22 protein-coding genes, 4 tRNA genes and 1 pseudogene are annotated in these 24,327 nt (G+C 50.2%); 14 read left to right on the top strand and 13 right to left on the bottom strand.

Translation table 11 applies throughout. From position 1 onward, the window contains the following. Nucleotides 1-593: 593 nt before the first annotated feature. The 6 genes from R0134_RS03890 to R0134_RS03865 are packed head-to-tail and all read left to right on the top strand — an operon-like array spanning nt 594 to nt 5,167. On the top strand, nt 594-1,190 hold the full coding sequence (locus tag R0134_RS03890) for a TerD family protein (RefSeq protein ID WP_319783554.1): 597 nt from the start codon (nt 594-596) through the stop codon (nt 1,188-1,190). After that, the gene (locus R0134_RS03885) at nt 1,190-2,341 is read left to right on the top strand and encodes a TerD family protein (protein WP_319783553.1); all 1,152 of its coding nucleotides are present in this window, start codon (nt 1,190-1,192) and stop codon (nt 2,339-2,341) included. Before R0134_RS03890 ends, R0134_RS03885 begins: the two co-directional genes overlap by 1 nt. A 56-nt stretch (nt 2,342-2,397) precedes the next feature. After that, nucleotides 2,398-2,853: a tellurite resistance TerB family protein gene (locus R0134_RS03880; protein WP_319783552.1), complete on the top strand. Its 456-nt coding sequence runs from the start codon at nt 2,398-2,400 to the stop codon at nt 2,851-2,853. 13 nt (nt 2,854-2,866) lie between these two features. Beyond that, nucleotides 2,867-3,916, top strand: coding sequence for a TerC/Alx family metal homeostasis membrane protein (locus R0134_RS03875; protein ID WP_319783551.1), 1,050 nt, complete (start codon nt 2,867-2,869; stop codon nt 3,914-3,916). Between the two features lie 33 nt (nt 3,917-3,949). After that, the gene (locus R0134_RS03870) at nt 3,950-4,528 is read left to right on the top strand and encodes a TerD family protein (protein ID WP_319783550.1); all 579 of its coding nucleotides are present in this window, start codon (nt 3,950-3,952) and stop codon (nt 4,526-4,528) included. Nucleotides 4,529-4,588: 60 nt separating this feature from the next. Then, nucleotides 4,589-5,167 carry a TerD family protein gene (locus tag R0134_RS03865; RefSeq protein ID WP_319783549.1) on the top strand — a complete coding sequence of 193 codons (579 nt, stop codon included), beginning with the start codon at nt 4,589-4,591 and terminating at the stop codon, nt 5,165-5,167. 232 nt (nt 5,168-5,399) lie between these two features. Here R0134_RS03865 and R0134_RS03860 read toward each other — a convergent pair whose 3' ends face one another. After that, nucleotides 5,400-5,690: a hypothetical protein gene (locus R0134_RS03860; protein ID WP_319783548.1), complete on the bottom strand. Its 291-nt coding sequence runs from the start codon at nt 5,688-5,690 to the stop codon at nt 5,400-5,402. Nucleotides 5,691-5,771: 81 nt separating this feature from the next. On the opposite strand from R0134_RS03860, the gene R0134_RS03855 reads away from it, so the two are divergent. After that, the gene (locus R0134_RS03855; protein ID WP_319783217.1) at nt 5,772-7,382 is read left to right on the top strand and encodes an IS1634 family transposase; all 1,611 of its coding nucleotides are present in this window, start codon (nt 5,772-5,774) and stop codon (nt 7,380-7,382) included. Here the strand turns inward: R0134_RS03855 and R0134_RS03850 are convergent. From R0134_RS03850 to R0134_RS03840, 3 genes are all read right to left on the bottom strand, one after another. After that, entirely contained in the window at nt 7,379-7,717 is a 339-nt protein-coding gene (locus R0134_RS03850) for a histidine phosphatase family protein (protein WP_413641422.1), read from the bottom strand. The genes R0134_RS03855 and R0134_RS03850 overlap by 4 nt on opposite strands. A gap of 193 nt (nt 7,718-7,910) precedes the next feature. Continuing rightward, nucleotides 7,911-9,086, bottom strand: coding sequence for a formate-dependent phosphoribosylglycinamide formyltransferase (gene purT / locus R0134_RS03845; RefSeq protein WP_413641448.1), 1,176 nt, complete (start codon nt 9,084-9,086; stop codon nt 7,911-7,913). 85 nt (nt 9,087-9,171) lie between these two features. Further along, nucleotides 9,172-9,723, bottom strand: coding sequence for a glycine betaine ABC transporter substrate-binding protein (locus R0134_RS03840; protein ID WP_319783546.1), 552 nt, complete (start codon nt 9,721-9,723; stop codon nt 9,172-9,174). Between the two features lie 375 nt (nt 9,724-10,098). Between R0134_RS03840 and R0134_RS03835 the strand changes: the two genes are divergently transcribed. Then, complete coding sequence (locus tag R0134_RS03835) at nt 10,099-10,911, top strand: hypothetical protein (protein ID WP_319783545.1); 813 nt, start codon at nt 10,099-10,101, stop codon at nt 10,909-10,911. A gap of 523 nt (nt 10,912-11,434) precedes the next feature. Then, nucleotides 11,435-11,701: a hypothetical protein gene (locus R0134_RS03830; RefSeq protein ID WP_319783544.1), complete on the top strand. Its 267-nt coding sequence runs from the start codon at nt 11,435-11,437 to the stop codon at nt 11,699-11,701. A 40-nt stretch (nt 11,702-11,741) separates the two neighbouring features. Here the strand turns inward: R0134_RS03830 and R0134_RS03825 are convergent, their stop codons facing one another. Beyond that, nucleotides 11,742-12,497, bottom strand: a complete 756-nt coding sequence (locus R0134_RS03825; protein WP_319783543.1) for a M15 family metallopeptidase — start codon at nt 12,495-12,497, stop codon at nt 11,742-11,744. A gap of 112 nt (nt 12,498-12,609) precedes the next feature. Next, complete coding sequence (gene yfbV, locus R0134_RS03820) at nt 12,610-13,050, bottom strand: terminus macrodomain insulation protein YfbV (protein ID WP_319783542.1); 441 nt, start codon at nt 13,048-13,050, stop codon at nt 12,610-12,612. 304 nt (nt 13,051-13,354) lie between these two features. Between yfbV and R0134_RS03815 the strand changes: the two are divergent. From R0134_RS03815 to R0134_RS03800, 4 genes and pseudogenes are all read left to right on the top strand, one after another. Continuing rightward, nucleotides 13,355-14,551: pseudogene (locus R0134_RS03815) on the top strand (acetate kinase); the annotation flags it as partial. A 96-nt stretch (nt 14,552-14,647) separates the two neighbouring features. After that, complete coding sequence (gene pta / locus R0134_RS03810; protein WP_319783541.1) at nt 14,648-16,816, top strand: phosphate acetyltransferase; 2,169 nt, start codon at nt 14,648-14,650, stop codon at nt 16,814-16,816. Nucleotides 16,817-17,183: 367 nt separating this feature from the next. Beyond that, a complete protein-coding gene (gene tpx / locus R0134_RS03805; RefSeq protein WP_319783540.1) occupies nt 17,184-17,684 on the top strand; it encodes a thiol peroxidase in 501 nt (166 codons plus the stop codon). Between the two features lie 374 nt (nt 17,685-18,058). Then, nucleotides 18,059-18,964 carry a TIGR01777 family oxidoreductase gene (locus R0134_RS03800; protein WP_319783539.1) on the top strand — a complete coding sequence of 302 codons (906 nt, stop codon included), beginning with the start codon at nt 18,059-18,061 and terminating at the stop codon, nt 18,962-18,964. Nucleotides 18,965-19,044: 80 nt separating this feature from the next. On the opposite strand, the gene R0134_RS03795 is transcribed toward R0134_RS03800, so the two are convergent. Then, complete coding sequence (locus tag R0134_RS03795) at nt 19,045-21,504, bottom strand: ABC transporter permease (protein ID WP_319783538.1); 2,460 nt, start codon at nt 21,502-21,504, stop codon at nt 19,045-19,047. Next, nucleotides 21,497-22,180, bottom strand: a complete 684-nt coding sequence (locus tag R0134_RS03790; protein ID WP_319783537.1) for an ABC transporter ATP-binding protein — start codon at nt 22,178-22,180, stop codon at nt 21,497-21,499. The genes R0134_RS03795 and R0134_RS03790 overlap by 8 nt, the downstream gene beginning before the upstream one ends. On the opposite strand from R0134_RS03790, the gene R0134_RS03785 reads away from it, so the two are divergent. Next, a complete protein-coding gene (locus tag R0134_RS03785) occupies nt 22,179-22,781 on the top strand; it encodes an arylesterase (protein ID WP_319783536.1) in 603 nt (200 codons plus the stop codon). The genes R0134_RS03790 and R0134_RS03785 overlap by 2 nt on opposite strands. A 56-nt stretch (nt 22,782-22,837) precedes the next feature. Here R0134_RS03785 and R0134_RS03780 read toward each other — a convergent pair whose 3' ends face one another. From R0134_RS03780 to R0134_RS03760, 5 genes are all read right to left on the bottom strand, one after another. Continuing rightward, nucleotides 22,838-23,509, bottom strand: a complete 672-nt coding sequence (locus tag R0134_RS03780; protein WP_319783535.1) for a DNA-3-methyladenine glycosylase I — start codon at nt 23,507-23,509, stop codon at nt 22,838-22,840. Nucleotides 23,510-23,826: 317 nt separating this feature from the next. Beyond that, nucleotides 23,827-23,902, bottom strand: a tRNA-Ala gene (locus R0134_RS03775). A 46-nt stretch (nt 23,903-23,948) separates the two neighbouring features. Next, nucleotides 23,949-24,024 (bottom strand) — tRNA-Ala (locus R0134_RS03770). 58 nt (nt 24,025-24,082) lie between these two features. Further along, nucleotides 24,083-24,158 (bottom strand) — tRNA-Ala (locus R0134_RS03765). Nucleotides 24,159-24,205: 47 nt separating this feature from the next. Then, nucleotides 24,206-24,281: transfer RNA gene (locus R0134_RS03760), tRNA-Ala, on the bottom strand. Between the last annotated feature and the right edge of the window lie 46 nt (nt 24,282-24,327).

The following is a 24,327-nucleotide window of genomic DNA, read 5'->3' as shown; positions in this document are numbered from 1 at the left end:
CAGTAAGCTCCTTATTGTTAAACTGTTACCGCATTGTCTTGGTGCGGCTAGTGCCTTGAGCTGCATCATCAATATCAAACATGGCAAACATTCAGGCTGTGAGCGGCCAGTCAATGTACTCCTCTCGATGTATGGATGAGTCATACTGTAACCGGCCATACCGGCGTGCTGCGCAGCCAATTCTACCTGATAGAGAGGTCACTGAAAAATGGATAGCCGTGCCATCTTTATTTACGGTGTCATCTAAACGGTGCAACCGGTAAGCTAACGCTCTTACCAGCAGAGAATAACGATTGACACATCCACTAAACCAAGGCATATCCACTTGATTTTAAATGCGTTTTAGTAACGCCATAGTATAGGGTAGCCCTGTCCCCCCCTTACACGACGCTCTGGGGGACCCAATCTGACTTTGTAGTTAAAAAAATCATCACCCAAAACAACCAGATCAATGTTATTGTTGTCCGTATTTTACTTGGTACCCTGCTGCTAGTTTATCAGCTTAATACTCAACATCGCCGCTTACTTATTGCTCGATTATTAAGCAAAAACGAAGTTCGGCGTTAACGGCATGTCATATAAAAAGGGATGAAATGAGCGTATCTTTAACGAAAAAGCAAACCGTGTCTCTGACCAAATCGGCCAGCAATGGGCTGACTCGTATTACCATTGGCCTGGGCTGGGATCCGGTGAAAAAGAAGAAAGGCTTGTTGTCTTCTTTATTCTCGGGTGGTGGTGGTGACAGCATCGATCTGGATGCCTCTTGTGTGCTGCTTGATGCTCAAGCTCACCCCGTAGACACCATCTGGTTTAGCCAGCTGAAATCTCGCTGTGGTGCCGTGGTACATGGTGGTGATAATTTAACCGGCGCCGGTGATGGCGATGATGAGGTCATTTATGTTGACCTGCCTGCGCTGCCTAATAGCGTAGAGTACCTGGCGTTTACGGTAAACAGCTTCCGTGGCCAAACCTTTAATGAAGTGGAAAATGCGTTTTGCCGTGTACTCGACAATAAGGGTACCGAACTGACCAAATTTTTGTTATCCGAGCAAGGCTCCCATACCGGCATTCTTATTGCGTCATTGCGCCGCCAAGGCGGAGAGTGGAACTTCACCGCCCACGGTCAGCCCGCTCCTGGGCGTACCGTAGATGATATGCTCCCGATGATCAGCCAAGAGGTCGGTGCTTAATGGTTGAGTTAACTCCTGGGGGTAATGCCCCTATTTCAGGTACTAATGTCACGGTGCGCGTTATCTCTGGGATAGCTGCTGATATTGCCAGCTTTCGGCTGTATGACTCGGGCAAGGTACGTGGTGATGCCGACATGGTGTTTTATGGCCAGAAGCAGAACGACGACAGCACCATACAGATGATATCCGATGGCTCCAACTCCGCTTTTACTGTGGATCTTTCCCGCATGCGCTCCGAAGTGCAGCGCATTGCTTTTACCGCCACGGCTGAACAAAACGCGCAAATCACCAGCTTGCGTACCCTTGAAATTCAGGTGGAGGTAAATGGTCAACCCGTGGTTCGCGGACAGGTCGAACTGCAAGGCCGCCCCGAAGCCGCCTTGATCCTCGGTGAGCTGTATCGCCGTAATCAGGAGTGGAAATTCCGCTTCATCAGTCAGGGCTTTAACGGCGGACTGCAGCCGCTTGCCGAACACTTTGGCGTTGATATCGACAAGTCAGCCCCCGCTCCCGCTCCCGCACCCGCACCGGCTCCCACGCCTGCCGCCCCGCCGGTACGGCTGAGTAAAGTATCTTTAACCAAAGAATCGCCCCGGGTGAACTTGGCCAAAAAAGACAACTTTGGTCTTATTAAGGTCAACCTGGACTGGAATCAGGGCAAGAAGAAAACCGGTCTTTTTGGCCGCACCAGCGGCATAGACCTGGACTTGGGCGCCTTTGTAAAAACCCGTAATGGTAATCGTGATGTTATTCAGGCGCTCGGCGAACGCTTTGGTGCCATGAACCTATCACCCTACGTAGAGTTGCAAGGGGATGATCGTACCGGTGAAGTGGCGGGTGGTGAATGGTTACACATTAGTGGCCAACACTGGCAAGAGCTTGAAGAAGTTCTGATTTTTGCCTTTATCTATCAAGGTACACCCAGCTGGGAAAATACCGATGGCGTGGTCACCATCCATATTCCAGGCCAGGGGCCCATTGAAACCTGTTTAACCGAAGGCAACAACCGTCAGGGTATGTGTGCCATCGCCCGACTCAGCAACATCAACGGCTCCATTGAAGTAGAACGAATTAATCGGTATTTTTCTGGTCATAAAGAGCTGGATAATGCTTTTGGCTGGGGTTTTAGCTGGGGCCGTGGTAGTAAGTAATGGCTTTTACGTATTCATGTTTTATACATGAATCATCAACACAGACAGGAATAACAATGTCATTTTTTAACAAGATCAAAGAATCACTGAATACTGGGCGCAGCGAATTGGCGACTCGGGTCAGCAAGTACAAAAACCGCAAGTTTATGGAAGGCACAGTCGCAGCCTGTGCCTACGTGGCCATGGCCAGTGGTGGCGTCAGCGCAGAAGAAAAGCAAAAGATGATTGGCTTCATCAAAAATTCACCAGAGTTGAACGTGTTTGATACCGAGCAAATCATCGAAGTGTTCAATAAACTGGCCAGCAACTTTGAGTTTGACCAGGACATTGGCAAAGGTGAAGCAATGAAGTTGATCACGCGCATGCGTGATGAAAGCGATGCTGCCCAACTGATGTTGAGAGTCGCGATTGCCATCGGCAAGAGTGACGGTGACTTTGATGCAGCCGAAAAAGCCAGCGCCAAAGACATTTGTACGGCACTTAATCTCTCCCCCACTGACTATGATCTGTAAAGGATAATTTTATATGGAAGCATCGATTGGTTTTCCTATCGAGACCATCATTGTGTTTTTGGTATTGTCCGTGGGGGCCATTGCCATTGACATGTACGCTCACGGTGACGATAAGCCGATTCCACTAAAAAGTGCCGCCTTGTGGTCGGTATTCTGGGTGCTTATTTCACTGGCCTTTGCCGGCTATCTGCATTGGCACCATGGTGCCGAAGTAGCCAGTCTGTTTGTCACCGGATACGCCCTGGAAAAAGTACTGTCGGTAGATAACCTGTTCGTCATGATGGCCATTTTCTCCTGGTTCTCCGTGCCCGACGGCTATCGGCACCGGGTATTGTACTGGGGGATCATGGGCGCAATCGTGTTCCGTTTGATCTTCGTTGCTATTGGTACCAGCTTGTTGATGCTCGGCCCTTGGGTCGAAATGGCCTTTGCCGCCATAGTGGCGTGGACCGCAGTCATGATGCTCAAAAGCGGCGGCGATGAAGACAGTATTGAAGATTACTCGCAACACATGGCTTTTCGCTCCGTTAAAAAGCTGTTCCCAGTGTGGCCAAAATTACACGGTCATAAGTTTTTAATGACCCAGAAAGACGTTGACCATGAATTGGCGCAACCGGGTAATGAAGATGTGCAAGTGGGCCGCACCGGCAAGGCCAAGTATTATGCCACGCCACTGCTATTGTGCCTGGCGGTGATCGAACTGTCTGACGTGATGTTTGCGTTTGACTCTGTGCCTGCGGTTATCGCCGTGAGTCGTGAGCCGTTAATCGTATTTTCGGCCATGATGTTTGCCATCTTGGGCCTGCGTACCTTGTACTTTGTATTAGAAGCACTAAAGCAATATTTAGTGCATTTAGAAAAAGCCGTTGTGGCTCTATTGTTCTTTATTGCCGGCAAGTTAGCACTTAACGCCAGCAATCATTTATTTGACCATGGGTATAGCATTGACGCAACAACTAGCCTTGTGATTGTGTTAATCACCTTGGCTATTGGTATAGTGGCAAGTGTTATGTTCCCTGAAAAAGCAGACCATACCGACACAGTATCTATTGATGAAAAATAAACGTAAAACCACACCAGAATAAGGAGATAATAAATGGCTATTTCGTTAAGCAAAGGTGGAAACGTATCACTGAGTAAAGAAGCCCCCAACATGAAGAACATTCTTGTTGGCTTGGGTTGGGATGCTCGCTCTACCGATGGTGCCGATTACGACTTAGATGCCTCTGCATTTTTGGTTGGTGCTGACGGAAAAGTGCGCACCGACTCCGATTTTATCTTTTATGGCAAACTGAAAAGTGATGACGGCTCCGTTGAGCACACCGGCGATAACCTGACCGGTGAAGGCGATGGCGATGATGAGTCGCTGTATGTTTTCTTGGATAAAATTACTAGCGACGTCAGCAAGATAGTATTCACCGTAACCATCCATGAAGCCGAGTCACGCAAGCAATCTTTTGGTCAGGTAAGTGGTGCCTTTATTCGTTTGGTGAACAAAGACACCAGCGTTGAAGTGGCTCGTTACGACTTGAGTGAAGATGCCTCTACTGAAACCGCCATGATTTTTGGTGAACTGTATCGTCACAACACCGAGTGGAAATTCCGCGCCGTTGGCCAAGGTTATGCCGGTGGCTTGTTAGCGATGTGCCGCGAGTTTGGCGTTAACGCGTCATAAGTAATACCTACTTTGGGGCAATATTGCCCCTTTTTTATACTCTTATTAAGGAATAATAAAATGGCGGTATCTTTATCTAAAGGCGGTAACGTTTCTCTGTCTAAAGAAGCCCCAGGCATGAAAAAAATTGCCATGGGTTTGGGTTGGGATTCCCGCGTGACCGATGGCGCAGATTTTGACCTTGACGCTTCCGTTTTTTTGGTCGGTGAGAATGGCAAAGTACGCACCGATGCTGACTTTATCTTCTACGGCAATAAAAAAGCGGCCGATGGTTCAGTAGAGCACACGGGCGATAACTTGACCGGCGCCGGCGATGGCGATGATGAAACCATTAATATCGACCTCGATAAAATCGCGGCCGACGTTAAAAAGCTGGTATTTGCGGTGACCATTCATGAATTTGAAGCGCGCAAGCAATCTTTTGGCCAAGTGAGCAACAGCTACATTCGTGTGGTAAACAGCGATAACAACACCGAAGTGGCCCGTTATGACTTGAGTGAAGATGCATCAAGCGAAACTGCCATGATCTTTGGTGAACTGTATCGCCACAATGACGAGTGGAAATTTAAAGCTATTGGTCAGGGCTTTAACGGCGGCTTAGCCCCCTTGGCCAGCGAGCACGGCGTTAATGTTGGCTAAGGCTAATCATTAATAAAAAACAGTAACCAATGGTGGCAAGGAATCACGATAGGCTTGCCATCATCTCTTCTCAATAATATTGCCACTACCGTTGTTTTTATTAGCTCTGAATTTAATTTATTATCTATTTATCTATTTATCTATTTATAAAAAGACCACTTTTTAATCCTGCCCTCTTGATTATTCCGCTTTATTTATATCCATCTATTTATAACTCGCTACTTATGTTCCCTTATTTATAGCAGGCAATGCGCTCTATTCGGCCCTGATGTAACTTAAAAAAAGCATGTTGCGGAATTTCTTGCTGCCAGACCGCGCCCTCATCCATTTCTGCATACACGCCCCGTAGCAACGCGCCCGATAAACCATGGCCCACCACCAACACCTGCTCAGGTAGATTAGGGTCTTGCAGCCAGCTTAATAGTCGCAGCTTTGCATGCGCTAGGGTTTCGGCACCGGGCGCCTTGAGATACCAGCTTAAAACCTGCTGGGAAATCTGCGGATATTGCGCTTGAACCGACATTCCGCACCTAATTTCCTGATTTGTTTTTCTTGACATGGATCCGCCAGTTTGATCCTATTACTTCTATTTGGCGGCAGTATCATGACCACTCCTTCTTATCGCATCAAGAATCTCGACCATCTAGGCCTAGTGGCTGGAATGTGCCGTGAGCTCGGGCTGGCACGGATGGTTGACGCTATCCTGCCGAAGCAGGCGGAGCATTATGTCACCCATGGCGAAGCCCTTGTTGCCATGATAATCAATGGCTTAGGCTTTCATAGTCGCACCTTACACATGGTGCCCCAGTTTTTCGCCGACAAGCCTACCGAGCGCCTACTGCGTCCGGGGATATTACCTGAACACCTTAATGATGATGCGCTAGGCCGGTGCCTTGATGCGCTGTTTGATGCCGATGTTTCCCTGCTCTATCAAGCCATGGCCGAACAAGTCGTCACACAGTTGGGTTTGAAGAGCAGCGCCGTTCACCTTGATATCACCAGTTTTCATGTGGATGGGACTTATGCTCAGGATGAAGATGCAGCAGGTATCCAGCTCGTTAAAGGCTACAGTCGTGATCATCGGCCCGAGCTGAACCAAGTGGTGCTGGAGCTCATTTGCGAAAATATAGCCGGAATCCCCGTGTATATGCAGGCGATGAGCGGGAATACCAATGATCAGAGGGCCTTTTCTGACGTCATTCGCCACCACGTCCAGTCTTTAAAGTCGGCTCAACAAAGCCGTTACTTTATCGGTGATGCCGCCTTGTATACCGCGGAGTCTATCTTAGCGTTACATCAGCAAAATCAATTGTTTGTTACCCGTGTGCCAATGACTTTAAAAGACTCAAAGCACGCCGTCTCGTCCCTCAAAACAGACCAGCTGGCAGCGCTGGGAGAGGGCTATTATGGCTACTGGCTCGAGGCTGACTATGCCGGCGTTCCCCAACGTTGGTTGATGGTGCGTAGTGAGCAGGCAACGCATCAGGAACAAAAGACCGTTATCAAGAACCTGCTTAAAACGGGTACTCAAGAGCTCAAGCAGTTCCAAAAGCTATGTAAAAAAGTCTTTGCCTGCCAGCAAGATGCCGAACAAGCATTGACTGACTTTTGCAACGGGCTCAGTGTGTTACGGATAGAAGATGGCGCATCAATAGCCCGCCCAGCCTTTAGTGGCAAAGGCCGACCTAAAAAAGGTCAAGCTCCGGATAGTATCGATTACCTTCTTACCGGACAGGCCGTGACTTGTCTCAAAAAAGTCGCTAAGGCCAACGAGCAATCAGGCATTTTTATCTTAGCCACCAACGACATGAGCGATGATCTTGATATGGCTGAGCTGCTTGCCGCCTATAAGTCTCAACAGACTGTTGAGCGCGGCTTCCGATTCTTGAAAAGCCCTGACTTTATGGTCTCTTCTCTGTTTCTGAAAAAGCCAGAGCGCATCGAGGCATTGTTGATGATCATGACCTGTAGTCTGATGGTTTACGCTGCGTTAGAGCACCGGATCCGCCAGTCTCTGCGGCAGAAAGACCTGACTTTCCCCGACATGAAAAATAAGCCGAGTCAAAACCCTACTGCTCGCTGGGTATTTCAGTGCTTCGGTGGCATTCATGAGCTTGGTGTAGGAGAAGCGCCACCCCTCGTTGTGAACCTTCAGCCTCCGCAGCAGACTATCGTTAACGCTCTCGGGGAACACTACCTCACTATTTATTCTTAAATCAGGTGCGGAATGTCGGCTTGAAGGTCCGGTGCACGTTGCTGCTCCCACTCACCTAAGCCCACTTCCATTAGTCGCTCATCCAAACGAATATGCTGAGGCGATAATTGCAGGCGCTCGCTAATGATCTGTGCAGTTTGTTGCGCACGCCCCAGCGGGCTGGAATACAGCGCCCAGTCTGTTGGCTTATCTAATAAGCCAGCCAAAGTGTTCCCCATGGCGTGCGCTTGCGCTAAACCCAACTCGGTGAGATCCGAATTACAGTGCCCTTGTAAGCGCAGCTCGGCATTAAACTGTGTTTGGCCATGGCGTAATAAATAGATAGTGCGTGACATGGTGTGCGTACCTTGAGGGTAAAACAGAATGACAGAACAAGAGCTATTTTTGCCACGGAATACACGGACGAAGAACTAATGAAAAATGGACTATATATTGTAAGACCTGCCCTTAGAAATTTTCGCTCTAATCACTATTTTTCCGTGTTCTTCCGTGTTTTCCGTGTATTCCGTGGCGAGAAATTTTTAGTCTTTAGAACTCGACTTTCACTTGAGCGGCACTGTGGCTGGCTTTGGCTTTGGCGGCATCAATGGTATCGGCCAAGGCCAAGGCCACGCCCATGCGGCGGCGACCGTCGATTTCCGGTTTACCAAATAAACGCAGCTCAGTATCGGGCTCGGCCAGCGCTAAATTAAGACCGCTAAAGGTAGTTTGGCTGGACTTGCCACTGGGCAAAATCACCGCAGATGCGGCAGGGCCATATTGGCGGATCAGCGGGATCGGCAAGCCTAAAATGGCGCGGGCATGCAGGGCAAATTCCGACAAATTTTGCGAGATCAAGGTGACCAGGCCGGTATCGTGGGGCCGCGGTGACACTTCGCTAAACAACACTTCGTCACCGCGAATAAACAGCTCCACACCAAATACGCCATAACCACCTAAGGCTTGAGTGACTTGCTCGGCCATTTTTTGTGAGGCAGCCAATGCCGCAGCACTCATGGCTTGCGGCTGCCACGAAGTGCGATAGTCGCCGTCTTCTTGTAAGTGGCCGATGGGCTCACAAAAGCTAGTGCCGTTGGCGTGGCGCACCGTGAGCAAGGTGATTTCATAATCAAATTTCACGAAACCTTCGATGATCACACGGCCACCACCGGCGCGACCGCCTTCTTGGGCATAAGCCCAAGCGGACTCAATATCGCCTTCGTTATGCACAGTGCTTTGGCCTTTGCCCGACGAGCTCATGATGGGTTTGACCACGCAGGGCATGCCAATCTCAGCAATACCGTCTTTAAACTCTTCCAAACTGCCTGCAAAACGATAATGCGAGGTTGCCAAGCCTAATTCTTCTGCCGCTAAGCTGCGAATGCCTTCGCGGTTCATGGTGAGCTGAGTGGCGCGCGCCGTGGGGATCACCGTATAGCCTTCTTGCTCCAGCTCCACCAAGGTGTCGGTGGCAATGGCTTCTATTTCCGGCACGATAAAATGCGGCTGCTCCAGCTCAATCACGGCTCTGAGGGCTGCCCCATCCAGCATGGAAATTACATGACTACGATGGGCCACTTGCATGGCAGGCGAGTTAGCATAACGATCCACTACTATCACTTCTACGCCTAAGCGCTGTAGCTCGATTACCACTTCTTTACCCAGCTCACCGCCGCCACACATTAATACCCGCTTGGCCGTCGCTGAGAGCGGCGTTCCTATCATGGTCATGTTTATATCCCTGTAAAAGTGTGCCGCTTAACGCAGCAGCCATTATAAATTGAGAGGAGTAAGGTGTGAGGCGTTAGCTTCACTCCTGACGAACGTCGACCGAAGAGGACGCTTGCTCAGCCAGCCAGCTTTCTGCCGCTAGAGTCCAGTTTTGGCTTTGCTGCCAGCGCTCAATAATTTGTTCGATATCTGCGGGCTGCCATTGTAAGTCTTTAAGCAGCGCCACCGCTTGGGGCGCATCTTGTGCGAGCGAGCGGCGTACTAAGGTATGCGGCTTATCCTTGGCCGGCCATAAATCCGCTTCAGCGGCGAGCCTTCCATCTTTGGGTCCTAAATCGTCGAGCCTATCAAAAAATCGCTCCACAAAAGGCGCTGAGGCTTGCGGTAACCAAACGGTGACACTGGCATCTGCCTTGCCCGCCCACAGCCGCTGCCATATTTGGCCAAGCCGGGCCTCTTCGATAGTCACATTGAAGTTTTGCTGTTTGAGCGCGGCCGCCGCCAAGTGAGTGCGCGCCAGCTCGGCGGGTGCGGCACCGCTTAACAGGTGCACATCGCGGGAAGTAGCGTCACCACAAGCGCTTAGCAATAACACCGCTAACGACAATAAACCGATTTTTAGTCGTCGCATAAATTGTTCTCTCCTGAAGCTGATAGCCTTAAGAATGCCAGAAAGTGTCGTCAATATCATGTGATCTGTCACTCAGCACCGGCTTTATTGGCGGGCAAAAACGTTGGCCGCAAACACGCCTGTGCACCTAACTTTTACTCTTAGGCCAAGTAGTTAAGCTTAGTTGCACGCCTCCATTACGGTGAATTAATCCGTCTGCCAGCCTTAAAAAGTCTCATGCTAGTCTGGCTGCTTTTTCAGCCAATTGTGCTAATGTGCTGCACCTTTTAGATAATGCTATTGACGCCGGTAATGAAGCACTTATTCATCAAGCCTTCGTTATGCGTGCCTGCGTTATCAGACCCGTCTCATGAGACACAAAATATGGGATATAAAATGCGTTTATTACACTTGTTTGCCTCATCACCCGTGAAAAAGACCAATAGCCTACTGGTGCTGGCACTGTGCACTATGCTCAGCGGTTGTTTCGCGCCTATGTTGGCGGTGGGCCCTAGCCAGCTGATGTGGGCATTTATCAAACCTTTTGTGGGCTTAGACCCCAGTAGTTCTCAGCTATTTGAAAAGCCGATGATCAAAAACCGTATGACGGCCCTGTTAGGCGAAGATTACGAAGAGACGCTGGCGCTGCTACGTACCGCGCCTAAGTTACAGCAAGAAGGTGCCTTGTTTTATCTGGCCTCCCCCACCGAAGACGGCGAAGCACAGGCGGCCGGTTTAGTGTGGAACGCGCAAACCAATAAAATGTCGGCTATCGTCAACGACGGACAAGAGACCAAGCTATTTAATGAGCCTAATAGCACTGTGCCTGTGGTGTGGCCGAAAACCTTACAAACACTGGTGGCCCCGACCAAAAAGGGCGCCGCTAAAGCCTCGTTTAGCGGCCAAAGCACCGCGGTGGCTGGGCTCACTGACACAGAACAACAGCTAAAAGCGGCACAAGCGCAGTTAAAGGCACTGCAAGACCAAGCCGAGTTGCAGTCGGTGCAAGCGCAAATTAAGGCTCTGCAAAGCAAGGCTGCACTTGAAGCCAGTAATAAAGCTGCGGTTAAAGCGAAGGTGAAAACTGACGTAGAAACTGAGGTAAAAACTGACGTTAAAACTGAGGTAAAAACCAAAGTGCAGCTCGAAAACAAAGCCGGCCTGAATATTGAAACCACCACAGCAACCAAGAAAGTGAACGCTCAGTAAGCGTTTGATCCTCTGCCTTAAATGGGTATCAGTGCTGAATAAAAAGCAAAAAAATGGCGTGGTTATCCACGCCATTTTCATTTTTACCCGTTAGTGATTAGCCAACTAACGGGTCATCTAGCCTACCGTTATAAGGGTTTATCACTCAGTTCTGTGCCTGCGGGCTGCTCGTCACTGTCGTTATTTAAGTCGTCATCGTGCTCTTCCATCTTCCACGGTTACAGCCAGCATGTTCTGTACGAGTCTAACGTAAAATTAAAGGGCTTTGTGAGGAAACAGGATTCAAATGCAAGAGTGCTAGTACCTTCAAAATCCGAAGCTGTATCAGGTACAGTAATGATTAAAAATTAGCCTATTAATGATACTGGCGACTCTATACTGAAATAACATTTATGGATAACGTGAAGCAGGAGGCGGTATGCAAAGCCAAGTAATCAGGCGCGGATACTGGAGAGCAGCAGGTTTATGCAGCTTAGTGCTGCTAACAGCACCCATGATAACCCAATCAGCAAAGGTGCACGCGATGAACCCCATCAACATTGAAATTAGCGGCACGACCGGTACCGCTTATTCGGCTCATTGGCGGGTAGAAAATGCCGGAAAAACGCATGAGTATCATCAAGAGCACGGCCAAGTGCCCGCCAAACTTAGCTATAACGGCGACGCCATTAGCGGCACAGTCACGCTGTTAAATGCGGGGCAATTAACACTAACCGTAGAAAAAAATGGCAGTCGCTCTCGCTCTGTCACCCAAGGCAAAGGCAGCACACTGCAGTTTTCAGTCAGATAAAACACCGCCTGCAGTTTCATCGCGCCTTAACCCTCACGCTTTACACTTCATTCGTCACCGATTTTAACCAGCGCTGAGCTAAGGTTAGCCGCTCTGTCACGCCAAACTGAGCTTGGGGTTGCTGTGCGGCCCAAGCCCACGCTTGGTTGCCATAATCAAAGTGCCACCACTCACTGGGCAGATTGGTAAAGCCCGCTTGCAGCATTACGCTGTGCAATAAACGGCGGTTTTCAATGACTTCTGATTCACGGGCGTTGGGCTTAGTAATGGTTTCAAAGGCGGCACTGGCCGACCAGAAGCTAATATCATCAAATTCGGTGCCCATATCGAGTAGTAAGCCTTCTACATCACATAAGGCTACATCGACCGATCCGCCGGTTAAGTGTGGGCTGGGAGCTGCGGGATTATCACTGGGTGGGGACACAAATTGGCGCAGGTGGGCGAGCAGTTCGGTCTCATTTTGGTTGGTGTCATGGGCGGTCATAACGGTATGCAGGGTGTCATACAAATATTGCTGCACCGATAATGGGCGCCAGCCATCTAGTACCACCATCTCGATGCCGGTAGGCAATAAACGGGCGGCTTTATATAAACGAAACAACACACTACGGCGCACATAGCTCTCGTTTAACGCCCCGGGCACCCCTTGATGAAAGTAAGCCGGATAAGATCGCAACGGAGAATTGACTAACCCTAACGGCACTAACGGGTCTTGGCTTTCAATAATGGGGATGACTTGTACCTGTGACCAGTTTGGATCAGGCTTGTTAGCGATAGTTTGGGATAAGAAATTCATACGCGGGCACCTGTTTGCAAAGACATAAGGTTGCAAAGATAAAAGTGACGAAGACAAGCCTCACCCTCGCCAAAAAGAATGGCCTTTGCAACCCGCGACTGCGCAAGGTTAGTTATAGATCGCGAATAAAAGATTTATCCAATTGTTTAAAGGCTAAATTGAGGGTTTCTCCGAGCTCAAAATAACGCGGACGCGCCACCGGCTGAGTGACTGTCACCCCAGCTTCAGCCATCTTCTGATAAATTTGTTGATACCAGGTCACCAGAGTGGGGGGTAATGGGGTATCGGCGCGCTTACCTAACCAAAACAGCCCTTGCAACGGCAGGCTGGCCAAAAAGAGTACTGAGGTCACCACGCCCGGCCAATAACGAGGGTCGCCTAATTGAAACTGCACCAACAGGCTCAATACCATAAGTGCGGGAATGGTGCGCAAAGCCAAACGCGTGGCCGTGGTCATGCGGTACTCAGGAAACAAGGCCGCCAGCTGGCGCTCTTTAGGCCACACCGCCAAATAAGCGCTGCCCCTGTGTAAGGTATGCGTCAATGTTGTCATTATGCCTCCTGAGCAGAATAATTAAGGGTGAGGTTAGGCGCTTTACTAGACCCACATCATAGAACCACCCTCTCTTTATGTTATTTTACGCCACTGAGTGGGTATTATCCCCTGTATTTATAATTTGACCGTTTCAGCCCATGGCTTAAAGCAGCACTTAAGACTGCAGTTAGCGCCTGCCACCCTTGATTGCGCTAGCCTAAGGCCTGGCAGGCAACCGGCAACGAGCCCTGAAATGGTATCATTAATGACTGCTCGCGCTTCATGCTTGAGCAAGATGATTTCTCTGACACAAGGTTTATTAATGACTAGCAAGCTGGTTCTGGTACTTAACTGCGGCAGCTCGTCGCTTAAATTTGCCATTCTTAATGCCGAAACTGGAGACGAGAAACTGTCTGGCTTAGCAGAGTGCTTCTATCTGCCCAACACTCGTATTAGCTGGGTGTTTAAGGGCGAAAAAAATAGCGCCTCTTTAACAGCCGGTAGTGCGCACCAGCAGGCATTAGATTTTATTGTTGATACCCTGCTCACGCCTTATCCTCAGCTTATGAAGCAGATCTGTGCCATCGGGCACAGAGTGGTACACGGTGGCGAGCATTTTACACAGTCGGTACTTATAGATAACGATGTCATCAAGGGCATTAGAGATTGCGCCCGCCTAGCGCCACTGCATAATCCAGCGCATTTAATTGGCATCGCCTCAGCCCAGCGTTCTTTCCCAGATTTACCGCAAGTGGCGGTGTTTGATACCGCATTACATCAGACCATGCCCGAGTCAGCTTACCTGTATGCCCTGCCTTATCATTTGTATAAAGACCATCATATTCGCCGCTACGGCATGCATGGCACCAGCCATTATTTTGTTGCCGTACAAGCGGCCAAGCAGCTTAACAAGCCGCTAGAGCAACTGAACATTATCAGCTGCCATTTGGGTAACGGGGCTTCTGTGTGTGCCATTAAAAATGGCCAGTCGGTAGATACCTCCATGGGCATGACCCCCCTCGAAGGCTTAGTGATGGGCACCCGCTGCGGCGATATCGATCCGGCCATCATTTTTCATTTGCATGATAGCTTGGGCTATAGCGTGGAGCGTATTAATACCATGCTCACCAAAGAGTCTGGGCTGCTAGGTTTAACCGAAAAAACCAGTGATTGTCGTTATATTGAAGAACATTACGATGTAGAGCCTGCAGCCAAGCGTGCCATGGATATTTTTTGCTATCGCTTGGCTAAGTATATTGCCAGCTATAGCTGTGCATTAGATGGTCGTCTAGACGCCATTGTCTTTACCGGTGGCATCGGTGAGAATTCGGTATTAGTACGAGAAATAACCTTGTCAAAGTTAAATCTGTTAGGGTTGAAGCTGGACGTAGCAGCAAATAAAGCCGCTCGTTTTGGTAAGCAAACCTGTATTACCACCGCCGATAGTGTACCGGCTTGGGTGATCCCGACCAATGAAGAATGGGTGATTGCTCAAGATGCGCTGGCATTATCCAGCGCCAAAGCTGAGCAAAAAAAATCTCATATTGAGCCATTAATATCTACAACAGCTGATACTGCCGCTATTGTAAAAACTGTCAAAGCATAAGGAAATATCATGGCAAGAATGATAATGCTAATCCCTATCAGTGGAGGCGTGGGTATTACGTCAGTCAGCCTGGGCGTAGTACGGGCAATGGAGCGTAAAGGGATTGACGTCAGCTTTTTCAAGCCGGTTGCCCAACCACGCCATCCCAATAAACAAGAAGATCACACCACGGTAATGATTGCTCACAGCTCAAATATTAAGCCAGCCGAGCCGTTAGCACTCAGTGATGCAGAAAGCATGATCTCACAAGACAAGTTAGATATTTTACTAGAACAGATTGTTGAAAAAGTAGAAAAGCATGTGACACAGAGTGGGGCCGAAGTCATGGTCATCGAGGGCTTAGTCCCCACCGATAGCCACTCTTTTACCAGCAACCTCAACTACAATATCGCCAAAGCATTAGATGCCGACATAGTATTTGTGGCTCAGCCCACCAACGAAACCAGTCAGCAGCTCAAAGATCGTATTGAACTGGCAGCTTCCAGCTTTGGTGGCATGACCAACAAACGTCTTGTCGGCTGCATCATCAATAAAGTGGGTGCGCCATTAGATGATCAAGGCAAACTACGCCCCGATCTTAGCGAAATATTTAATCCCGACCATCAAAGCCTGCCCACAGCGGAGCACGAAATATTATCGGTATTAAGCAAGTCAGCCCTGCCTATTTTAGGCTGCGCACCCTGGAATACCGAGCTTGTTTCTCCCCGCGCGCTCGATTTAGCGCGGCATTTAAATGCCACTATTCTTAACGAAGGTGAGTTGCAAAGCCGACGCCTAACCACTGTGGTGTTCTGCGCCAGTGCTTTACATAATCAAACCAAATTATACCGGCCCGGCAGCTTACTGGTGGCCTCAGGCGACAGAGCCGATGTGATTGCGGCAGTCTGCTTGGCTGCGATGAACGGCGTTAAAATTGGTGCTTTGGTGCTGAATGGCAATTACCAACCCGAACCGCAGATTATGGACTTGTGCCAGCAGGCAATGAAAACGGGCCTACCGATCCTGATGGTCAATACCAACACCTGGCAGACTGCGGTTACCCTGCAAGATTTTAATCTGGAAATCCCGCTGGATGATCTCGAGCGCATCGAGCTGGTACAAGATTATGTGGCCGGCCATATCGATAAACACTGGATTGAGTCATTAACCGCTAAATCAGTACGCCGTCGTTTGTTAAGCCCACCAGCCTTCCGTTATCAGTTAACTGAACTGGCACGCCATGCCAATAAGCGGGTGGTATTGCCCGAAGGCGAAGAGCCGCGCACCATTAAAGCCGCTATGATCTGTGCCGAGCGGGGCATTGCCCACCCAGTGTTACTCGGTAATAGAGAAGAAATATTACGGGTTGCCTCACAGCAAGGCGTGGTCTTAGATGACAGGGTTGAAATTCAAGATCCTGAATTGGTGCGTGAGCATTATGTCGCCCGCTTGGTTGAGTTACGAAAGTCCAAAGGCTTAACCGACATCGTCGCCCGTGAGCAATTAAAAGATAACGTGGTACTGGGCACCATGATGTTGGATGCCGATGAAGTAGATGGTTTGGTATCCGGTGCCATTAACACCACCGCCAATACCATACGCCCGCCGCTGCAGATCATTAGAACCGCACCCGGATCATCATTGGTTTCCTCGGTGTTTTTCATGCTGCTGCCGGATCAGGTTTTGGTGTATGGCGACTGTGCCATCAACCCAGACCCTAACGCCGAGCAATTAGCAGAAATTGCCATTCAATCCGCCGACTCAGCCTTAGCCTTTGGCATTGAGCCCCGCGTGGCCATGATTTCTTATTCTACCGGCGATTCCGGCACCGGTGCCGATGTAGAAAAGGTACGTGAAGCCACGCGTCTGGCCAAAGAAAAGCGGCCCGACCTCATCATAGATGGCCCGTTGCAATACGATGCGGCCATCATGGAAAACGTGGCTAAGTCTAAGGCGCCCAACTCGCCCGTAGCCGGTAAAGCGACGGTATTTATCTTTCCGGACTTAAATACCGGCAACACCACTTACAAGGCGGTACAGCGCTCGGCGCAGTTAGTGTCTATTGGCCCCATGCTGCAAGGCATGCGCAAGCCCGTAAACGACTTGTCGCGCGGCGCACTGGTGGACGATATCGTGTACACCATAGCGCTCACCGCCATTCAAAGCGGACAAATGGAGGCGGCGAATAAAAAATTGTGAGGCGTAAGGCCAATAGCGCCGCGACTACATACTGCACGAAGGTAGTCGCGGCTTTAGCCGCGAAAACCTGCAACGCAGGCTCTGGTGCATAGGTTTATATGTGATACCGAATAGCTTTATATATTCAACGAAATGCAACGGTATATGAAATATCGGCGTTGAGATGTTGTTACTCACACATTGCACTGCTAAAGCATAGCCTTGGCCGCGGTGATTTTGATTGTGCTTAACGCTGTGTTTTCGGCTTTCAAGGGCTGAGCGTAAAAATAAAAACCTTTTCCTTATGCCTAAAACTGGTAAGTTATCGGCTACAATATAATTTTTTCACTTAGTCTTAAACACCCAGCTTAATCAAGGAGCTAAAAATATGTCTACAGTGACGTTTCAGGGCAATCCAGTTGCAGTATCAGGTCAGTTTCCACAAGCAGGCCAAGCGGCCGCTGATTTTACGCTGACTGATGGCGATCTGAACGATATTAAATTGGCAGATTTCAAAGGCCAAAAAGTGCTGCTGAACATTTTCCCAAGCGTTGACACTGGCACCTGCGCGACCAGCGTACGTACCTTTAACGAAAAAGCCGCAGCCCTGAGCAACACCAAAGTAATCTGTGTGTCTATGGACCTGCCGTTCGCCTTGGGTCGTTTTTGTGGTGCAGAAGGTATCGAAAACGTACAGTCTGCTTCAGCTTTCCGTAATGCTGAATTCTTAAACGCGTACGGCGTAGCATTAAGCGATGGCCCACTGCGTGGCTTAGCTGCTCGTGCAGTAGTGTGCATCGATGAGCAAGGCAAAGTAGTTTACACCGAGCGTGTAGCTGAGTTGACTGAAGAGCCAGCCTACGACGCCGCTATTGCTGCCCTGGCATAAGCCTGCTTGATCAGTATCCAGTTGGTTATTTTGATGTAAAATCAACAAGCTAGCTTTAGTACCCGAGGTAATCTGCAGACTTATTCACAGAAACTGTGGATAACCTCGGTTTTTATCCCCAGATGTTGCTGTTTATTCAACCTACTCACCTTCTTCGTTTCCCCCTTTACTCTGCTGCTGTGCCCTCTGGTATTGAGTCTGTGCATCACCGTTTGTTTCAATAGTTTTACTCCCCTTGCTCAAACATGCCTAACTCCTTGTTCTAACTGGGATCACAATGCCCGGCCCCTGATGCTGCTAATATTGGAAGCAATAACTCCCATTTGTGCGGCGTAGCTTGCGAGCCCGCTTGGCAGAGATAAAGGAAGGCAATCATGAACATATTGATCACCGGCGGCACCGGCTTTATTGGTCGTCGTTTAATGCACCATTTGCGACCCCATCATCAAGTGACAGTGCTGAGTCGCACCCTCAACAAAGTTCACCAACGATTGGGCCACGACGTGCATGCCCTCGCCTCACTGGATGATCTTGATAATCTGGATCAATTCGATGCGGTGATCAATCTGGCGGGCGAGCCCATCGCCGACAAACGCTGGAGTGCGGCGCAAAAAGAGCGTATTTGCCAGAGCCGCTGGCAGTTAACCGAGCAGTTAGTCGATAAGCTCAAGGCGGGTACTCAGCCACCCAAGGTGTTGATCAGCGGATCCGCCGTGGGCTATTACGGCCGCCAAGGTACTGCGTTAGTGGATGAAGACTCAAGCCCGCATCCAGAATTTAGCCATAAAGTGTGCGCCCAATGGGAGCAGCTCGCTCAAGCCGCCGCCAGTGAGCAGACGCGGGTATGCTGCATACGTTTGGCTGTAGTATTAGGCGCTGAAGGGGGTGCCTTAAAGAAAATGCTGCCCAGTTATCGCTTAGGATTAGGCGGGCCTATTGGCTCGGGAAAACAGTATATGTCGTGGATCCACATCGATGACGTGGTGAGTCTGCTGTTGTTCTTGCTGGAGCATGAAGAGTGCCAAGGTGCCTTTAATGCAGCGGCGCCCGAGCCGGTTACTAATCAGCAATTCAGTACCACCTTGGCACTGGTATTAAATAAGCCGCACTTTGCTCGAGTCCCCGCTTGGGTAATGCGCTTAGCTCTGGGAGAAATGTCCGATTTATTATTAACCGGACAGCGCGTAATGCCGGTGCGCTTACAATGCGCCGGCTTCCACTTTCGCTACCCCACCCTTGAGAAAGCGTTAAAAGAAACACTGCAACACCGTGAGGGGTGAAGAGTGAAGGGAAAATGCGAGCTGAGAAGTGAGAGGGGTTTACTCCTCCCCCCTCACCATTTACGCCTCACGATCTAAATTCACCACTGCCGCAAGCGGTTCATCAGGGTGTCACGGGTAATGCCACCGATGCGCCCGGTCAGCAATAATAAGCCAGCTCCCAAGGCGGGCAGCGCTACCCACAATAGGGGATGCGGCTGCCAAGGCAAGCCTAACCAGTAGGGTAAAAGAATAGCCACACACAGCTCTACACCTAATGCAGCAGCGAGACCCGCCGCAATACCCGCCGCCAACCACTCCCAACGCAACGATGCCTGCATTAAGCGCTCACTGGCACCTAGCGTACGCAGCAAGACTAATTCGCGACGCCGGCTTTCGAGTGTGGTTTCTAGTTGCGCCAATAACACTAAGATACTGGCCACTATCACTAATCCCATGATCACCAATAACGCTTGACTGACCTGAGCTAATACTTGGCGCAACTGCTGCAATAGCGCTTCTACGTCCAAAATAGTGACGGTAGGAAAGGCACGGATCAGTTCAACCTCTAGTGCTTTTTGCTCGGCCGGTAAGTAAAAGCTGGCCAGCCAAGTGGCCGGGTACGAGGCCAAGACATCGGGGCTAAAAATAAAATAGAAATTGGGCTTCATGCTATCCCAATCTACCTCACGAATATTTTTGACCTCAGCTGAGACTTGCTCGCCAGCTAAATCCAGCGTCACCCTATCGCCCAAAATCAGCCCTAAGCGCTCAGCTAAGCCGGACTCCACAGATACACTGTCGGGCGCTTGGCTCCAATCACCGCTTAGAATACGATTGCCCGTAGGTAGCACCTTGCTATAGGTGAGATTGAGCTCGCGGCCTATGCCGCCATCGCTATTGCCATCATTCGCATTGTCTACATCAGATACCGTGGGTTGATCGTTAATGGCACTCAAGCGACCGCGCACTATGGGGTAAAATACCGAGCGCTCAAGCCCCGCCGCGTCCAGCTTTTGCTGCAAAGGCTGCAGCTCATGATCCGCAATATTAATCACGAAGCGATTGGGCGCCTCTGCAGGCAAATTAGCCAAGAAGCCGTCCACTAATTCGCCGCGCACCACCCATAATAAGCAGCCCAAAAATAACGCCAGTGCCACGCCACCAAACTGCAACAAGGTGGTTAACCGCGCCCGATCCAAGCGGCTTAACGCCAGACGAAAGGCAATGCTGCCGCCGCTGCGCTTAGCCATGGCCAGCATTAATCCGCACACGCCGCCCAAGATGGCCATTAGCGCCAATAAGCCCAATAACAAACCGCCGGCTAAGGCAAGATCGCCGGCAAACAACCAGCTCAGTACAAAAGTGCCACTCAATAAAATACCGGCACTCCACCAAGCAGGAATGCGGGCCTGAGCCTCGTTGCGCAGTACCCGCAGCGGCGGCACCTTTAATAGGCGCAGCATAGGCACTACAGAGAGCATCAAGGTGGTGAGTAAGGCTAAGCCCAGCGCTAGTGCAAAGGGTTGCCAAGAAGGTGGAGGCAAAGGTATGGCCAAGGCCTCGCCTAAGCTCAATAAAATCAGTTTATGTAAGCCATAGCCCACCACGCCGCCCAGCACAGATCCCACTATTAAGAGACTGGCCAGTAACTTGGTCAGCCACACCAATAAGGCGCGTCGCCCAGCACCTAAGGTTTTGAGTAAGGCGATGCGGTCTTGCTCACGCCGCGAGAAATAGCCCAGCGCGATGGCCATAGCTAAAATACCCAGCAGTACACCGATTAAGGAGGCTAAGCGAAAAAACTGCTCGGCGCGCGTCAGTGAGCGAGCCACAGGGGTGTCTGCATTATCTGGGCTCAACCATTGTTGACCCGCTTGTAATTGCGGTTTAACCCAAGCCGCATAAGCGTCTAATTGCTCGGTCGTACCTTTAAATAAATAGCGATAACTGACTCGGCTGCCGGCCATTTGAATGCCGGTAGCCGCCACATCATCTAAATGAATAAGCGCGCGTGGCGCCAGTAACGCCGGCGAGAACCCTTGGTCCGGCTCAGACACCAGCTCGCCCGCCACCTGTAATTCCAGATTACCCAGCTCTACTTGGTCGCCCAGCTCTAGCTTGAGTAAGGTCAGTAAGCGCGCCGACAGCCAGATATTGCCTGAGGTGACCGCTTGCGCAGGTGCTAACTGCAAATCCCCGTAAAAAGGAAAAGCATTATCCACCGCGCGCACGCTGGCCAACTGTAGTTCATCGTTGGCAAACAGCACACTTTGAAAAGACTGAGTACGCGACAGCTCAAGCCCTCGGCCTTTGGCCTCGGTCAGCCAACGTTCATCCAGTGCACGACTGGCGGAGATAACCCGATCGGCGGCGATATAATCTCGCCCCGATACCGATAACGCCTGATTAAGGCGGTCTGCCACTAAAGTGACGCTCAGAATACTGGCTACGCTCAAGGCCAGCGCCAATACAAACAGCCGCAAGGGGCCGCGCCCTATTTCACGCCATACTAAGCCAAAACCCAAGCCCACATTTAGGCCAAATTCCAGACTAGGCATTGCGCTCCTCCAACCGACCGGCAGTCATCACCAAGCGGCGTTCACAGCGCGCGGCTAAGGCTTCATCGTGGGTGACCATCAGTAACGTAGTACCGTGAGTGCGATTTAGCTCAAACAGTAATTCGATAATTTGTGCGCCTGTGTGCGTGTCCAGATTACCAGTCGGCTCATCGGCCAATAAAATATCGGGCTGGGTCATAAAAGCGCGCGCTATGGCCACCCGTTGTTGCTCGCCGCCGGATAGCTGGCTGGGGAAGTGGCGCAGTCGCTCACTTAAACCCACTTGTGCTAATAGCTCGCGGGCACGGTCGGCGCTGTTTTTCTGGCCTTGTAATTCAGCAGGCAGCATAACGTTTTCTAGGGCCGTCAACGTTGGCAGCAGTAAAAACGACTGAAACACAAAGCCAATATGCTGGCCGCGTAAGCGCGCGCGCTGCTCTTCATCAAGTGTCATAAGAGACTTGTCGTTAATCAGGATATCGCCGCGGCTTGCCGTATCTAATCCGGCTAGCAGTCCCAGTAAGGTCGACTTGCCAGAGCCCGAAGCGCCGACCAAGGCTACGCTTTCACCAGCCTTGACTTCAAAGTCTATCCCCTCAAGGATAGTAAGCGTCTGGGCGTTCAGCTGCACTTTATGGCTCAGCCCAACCACCTTGATAACGGGAGAAATTTTCATGCCGCGCGTCCTTTTACTACTGCTAATATTGGTGTCATCTGTTACCCATGCTAACACCATACTGATCTTGGGTGACAGCTTGAGCGCAGGTTATCGTATGAATGCACAGCAAGCTTGGCCACAGTTATTAGCCAAGCGCTGGCAGCAAGAAGCGGTAGCGGTAGAATTGATTAACGCCAGTGTCAGTGGCGACACCACTCAAGGTGGCTTGCAGCGCTTGGTGCCGTTACTTAAGAAGCATCAACCGAGCTTAGTGTTGCTGGAGCTGGGCGGCAACGACGGCTTGCGGGGTTTGCCACCCCCGCTTATCGAAAAAAACTTAGCGCAGATGATTAATTTAGCGCAACAAAGTGGCGCCAAGGTGATTTTGACCGATATTCAGCTACCGCCCAATTATGGCCGCCGTTATCTGCAACAGTTTGGAGGTATCTTTAGCGATTTAGCTGAGCGGCATCAATTGCCGCTATTGCCGTTTTTCGTGGCGCCCTTAATTGGCAAAGCCGGCATGATGATGGACGACGGTATTCACCCCACCGCCCTTGCCCAAGACGCCATCGTCCAGCAAGTGCATGGGTTTTTAACACCTTACCTAAAACCGTGAGGGGTGAAGATGAGTGAGGCGAGAAAATATTTTATTCTTCCCCTCTCGCTTCTACCTTAGCCAATCGAATGGGCGAGGGTTTTGCTGATTTCAGAATAGCTAAAGCCGCTTTGCTGCTGCCATTCATTAAAGGCGGCTTGTGCTTGGCGCTGCCCCTTTTGACTGCCAAGCCCAGCGTCGACCACTTGATGATGTCGCAAATACGCACTTACATCATTGGTAAACACGAAGGTGTCTACGCCTAAGCGACGCAAAGCATAGGGCCCGATATTACCACCCAGCATCTGGCCATGTTTTTTGATCACCTGCCACAAGCCAGTAATATCATCTGTTGGCCATTGCGCCACAAAAGCACCAAAGCCGCCGTAAGGCTTACCCAGCTCTAAGATCATGCGTGCATTGGCGGGTACTGCGGCAATTTTTCTGGCGTGGCGCACAATGCCGGTGTCGTTATTTAAGCGCTCAAAATGCCCCTCATCCAGCATCAACATTTTTTCTGGATCAAAACCAAAAAACGCTCGTTCAAAATCTGGCCATTTATTTCTGATAATTTTCCATACAAAGCCCGATTGGAACAAACTCATGGTAAAAGAGGAGAGCCAACGATCATCACCCATCGCCGCCAGCAATTCCGGCGTGGCGACAGGCGTAGCAATCAAGGCTTTTAGCTTCGCCGCCCCACCGTGGCGTTCACTGGCCCGCTGAAAGATGGTATCAAAATGCTCCATAGCAGATGTCTCATTGGAATTTATTTATGCACCATAATACCGCGCTGCGTGGGAATGGGTAATTCTGAATACTAAAGGATCAGAAAAAGCGTTATGTGTGAAGAATAATGAGGTAGCCATGAAGGAGAGTGTTAAAGGTTTACGCCTGCGGCGAAATGCGAGAACAAGTGTTCGCCTACAAAAGACAGATACTGTGTAGCCCTTTGCCCTTTGTCTTTTACTGTTCACCAACATGCAGACGTAAAAAAGCCGCTGCAATTATGCAGCGGCTTTTTTGTATTCCACAAATTTTATTACAGCTTTTTATTTCTAATAAGTGGTGGAGCTACGCGGGATCGAACCGCGGACCTCTTGCATGCCATGCAAGCGCTCTCCCAGCTGAGCTATAACCCCGAAATTTGGTGTGCTTGTTTTATGCCACTTTTTATTGCTTAAGAAGTGGTGGAGCTACGCGGGATCGAACCGCGGACCTCTTGCATGCCATGCAAGCGCTCTCCCAGCTGAGCTATAACCCCAAACAATGCATTCTTACTGGTATTTGCTGCTAATAATCTCTAGTAAACTGCCAAAAATTGGTGGAGCTACGCGGGATCGAACCGCGGACCTCTTGCATGCCATGCAAGCGCTCTCCCAGCTGAGCTATAGCCCCAATCGGCAGATATTACTGTGCTATTACTTTTTACTACTTCAGATAAGTGGTGGAGCTACGCGGGATCGAACCGCGGACCTCTTGCATGCCATGCAAGCGCTCTCCCAGCTGAGCTATAGCCCCGCTTATCACCCTCAACAGTCTAAGACTGTTGAGGCGATGCGCATGA

Origin of the sequence: Oceanisphaera sp. IT1-181 (genome assembly GCF_033807535.1) — a bacterium.
Classification (GTDB): domain Bacteria; phylum Pseudomonadota; class Gammaproteobacteria; order Enterobacterales; family Aeromonadaceae; genus Oceanimonas.
The sequence above is the reverse complement of the archived record's forward strand: the minus strand, read 5'-3'. Positions and strand labels throughout refer to the sequence as shown.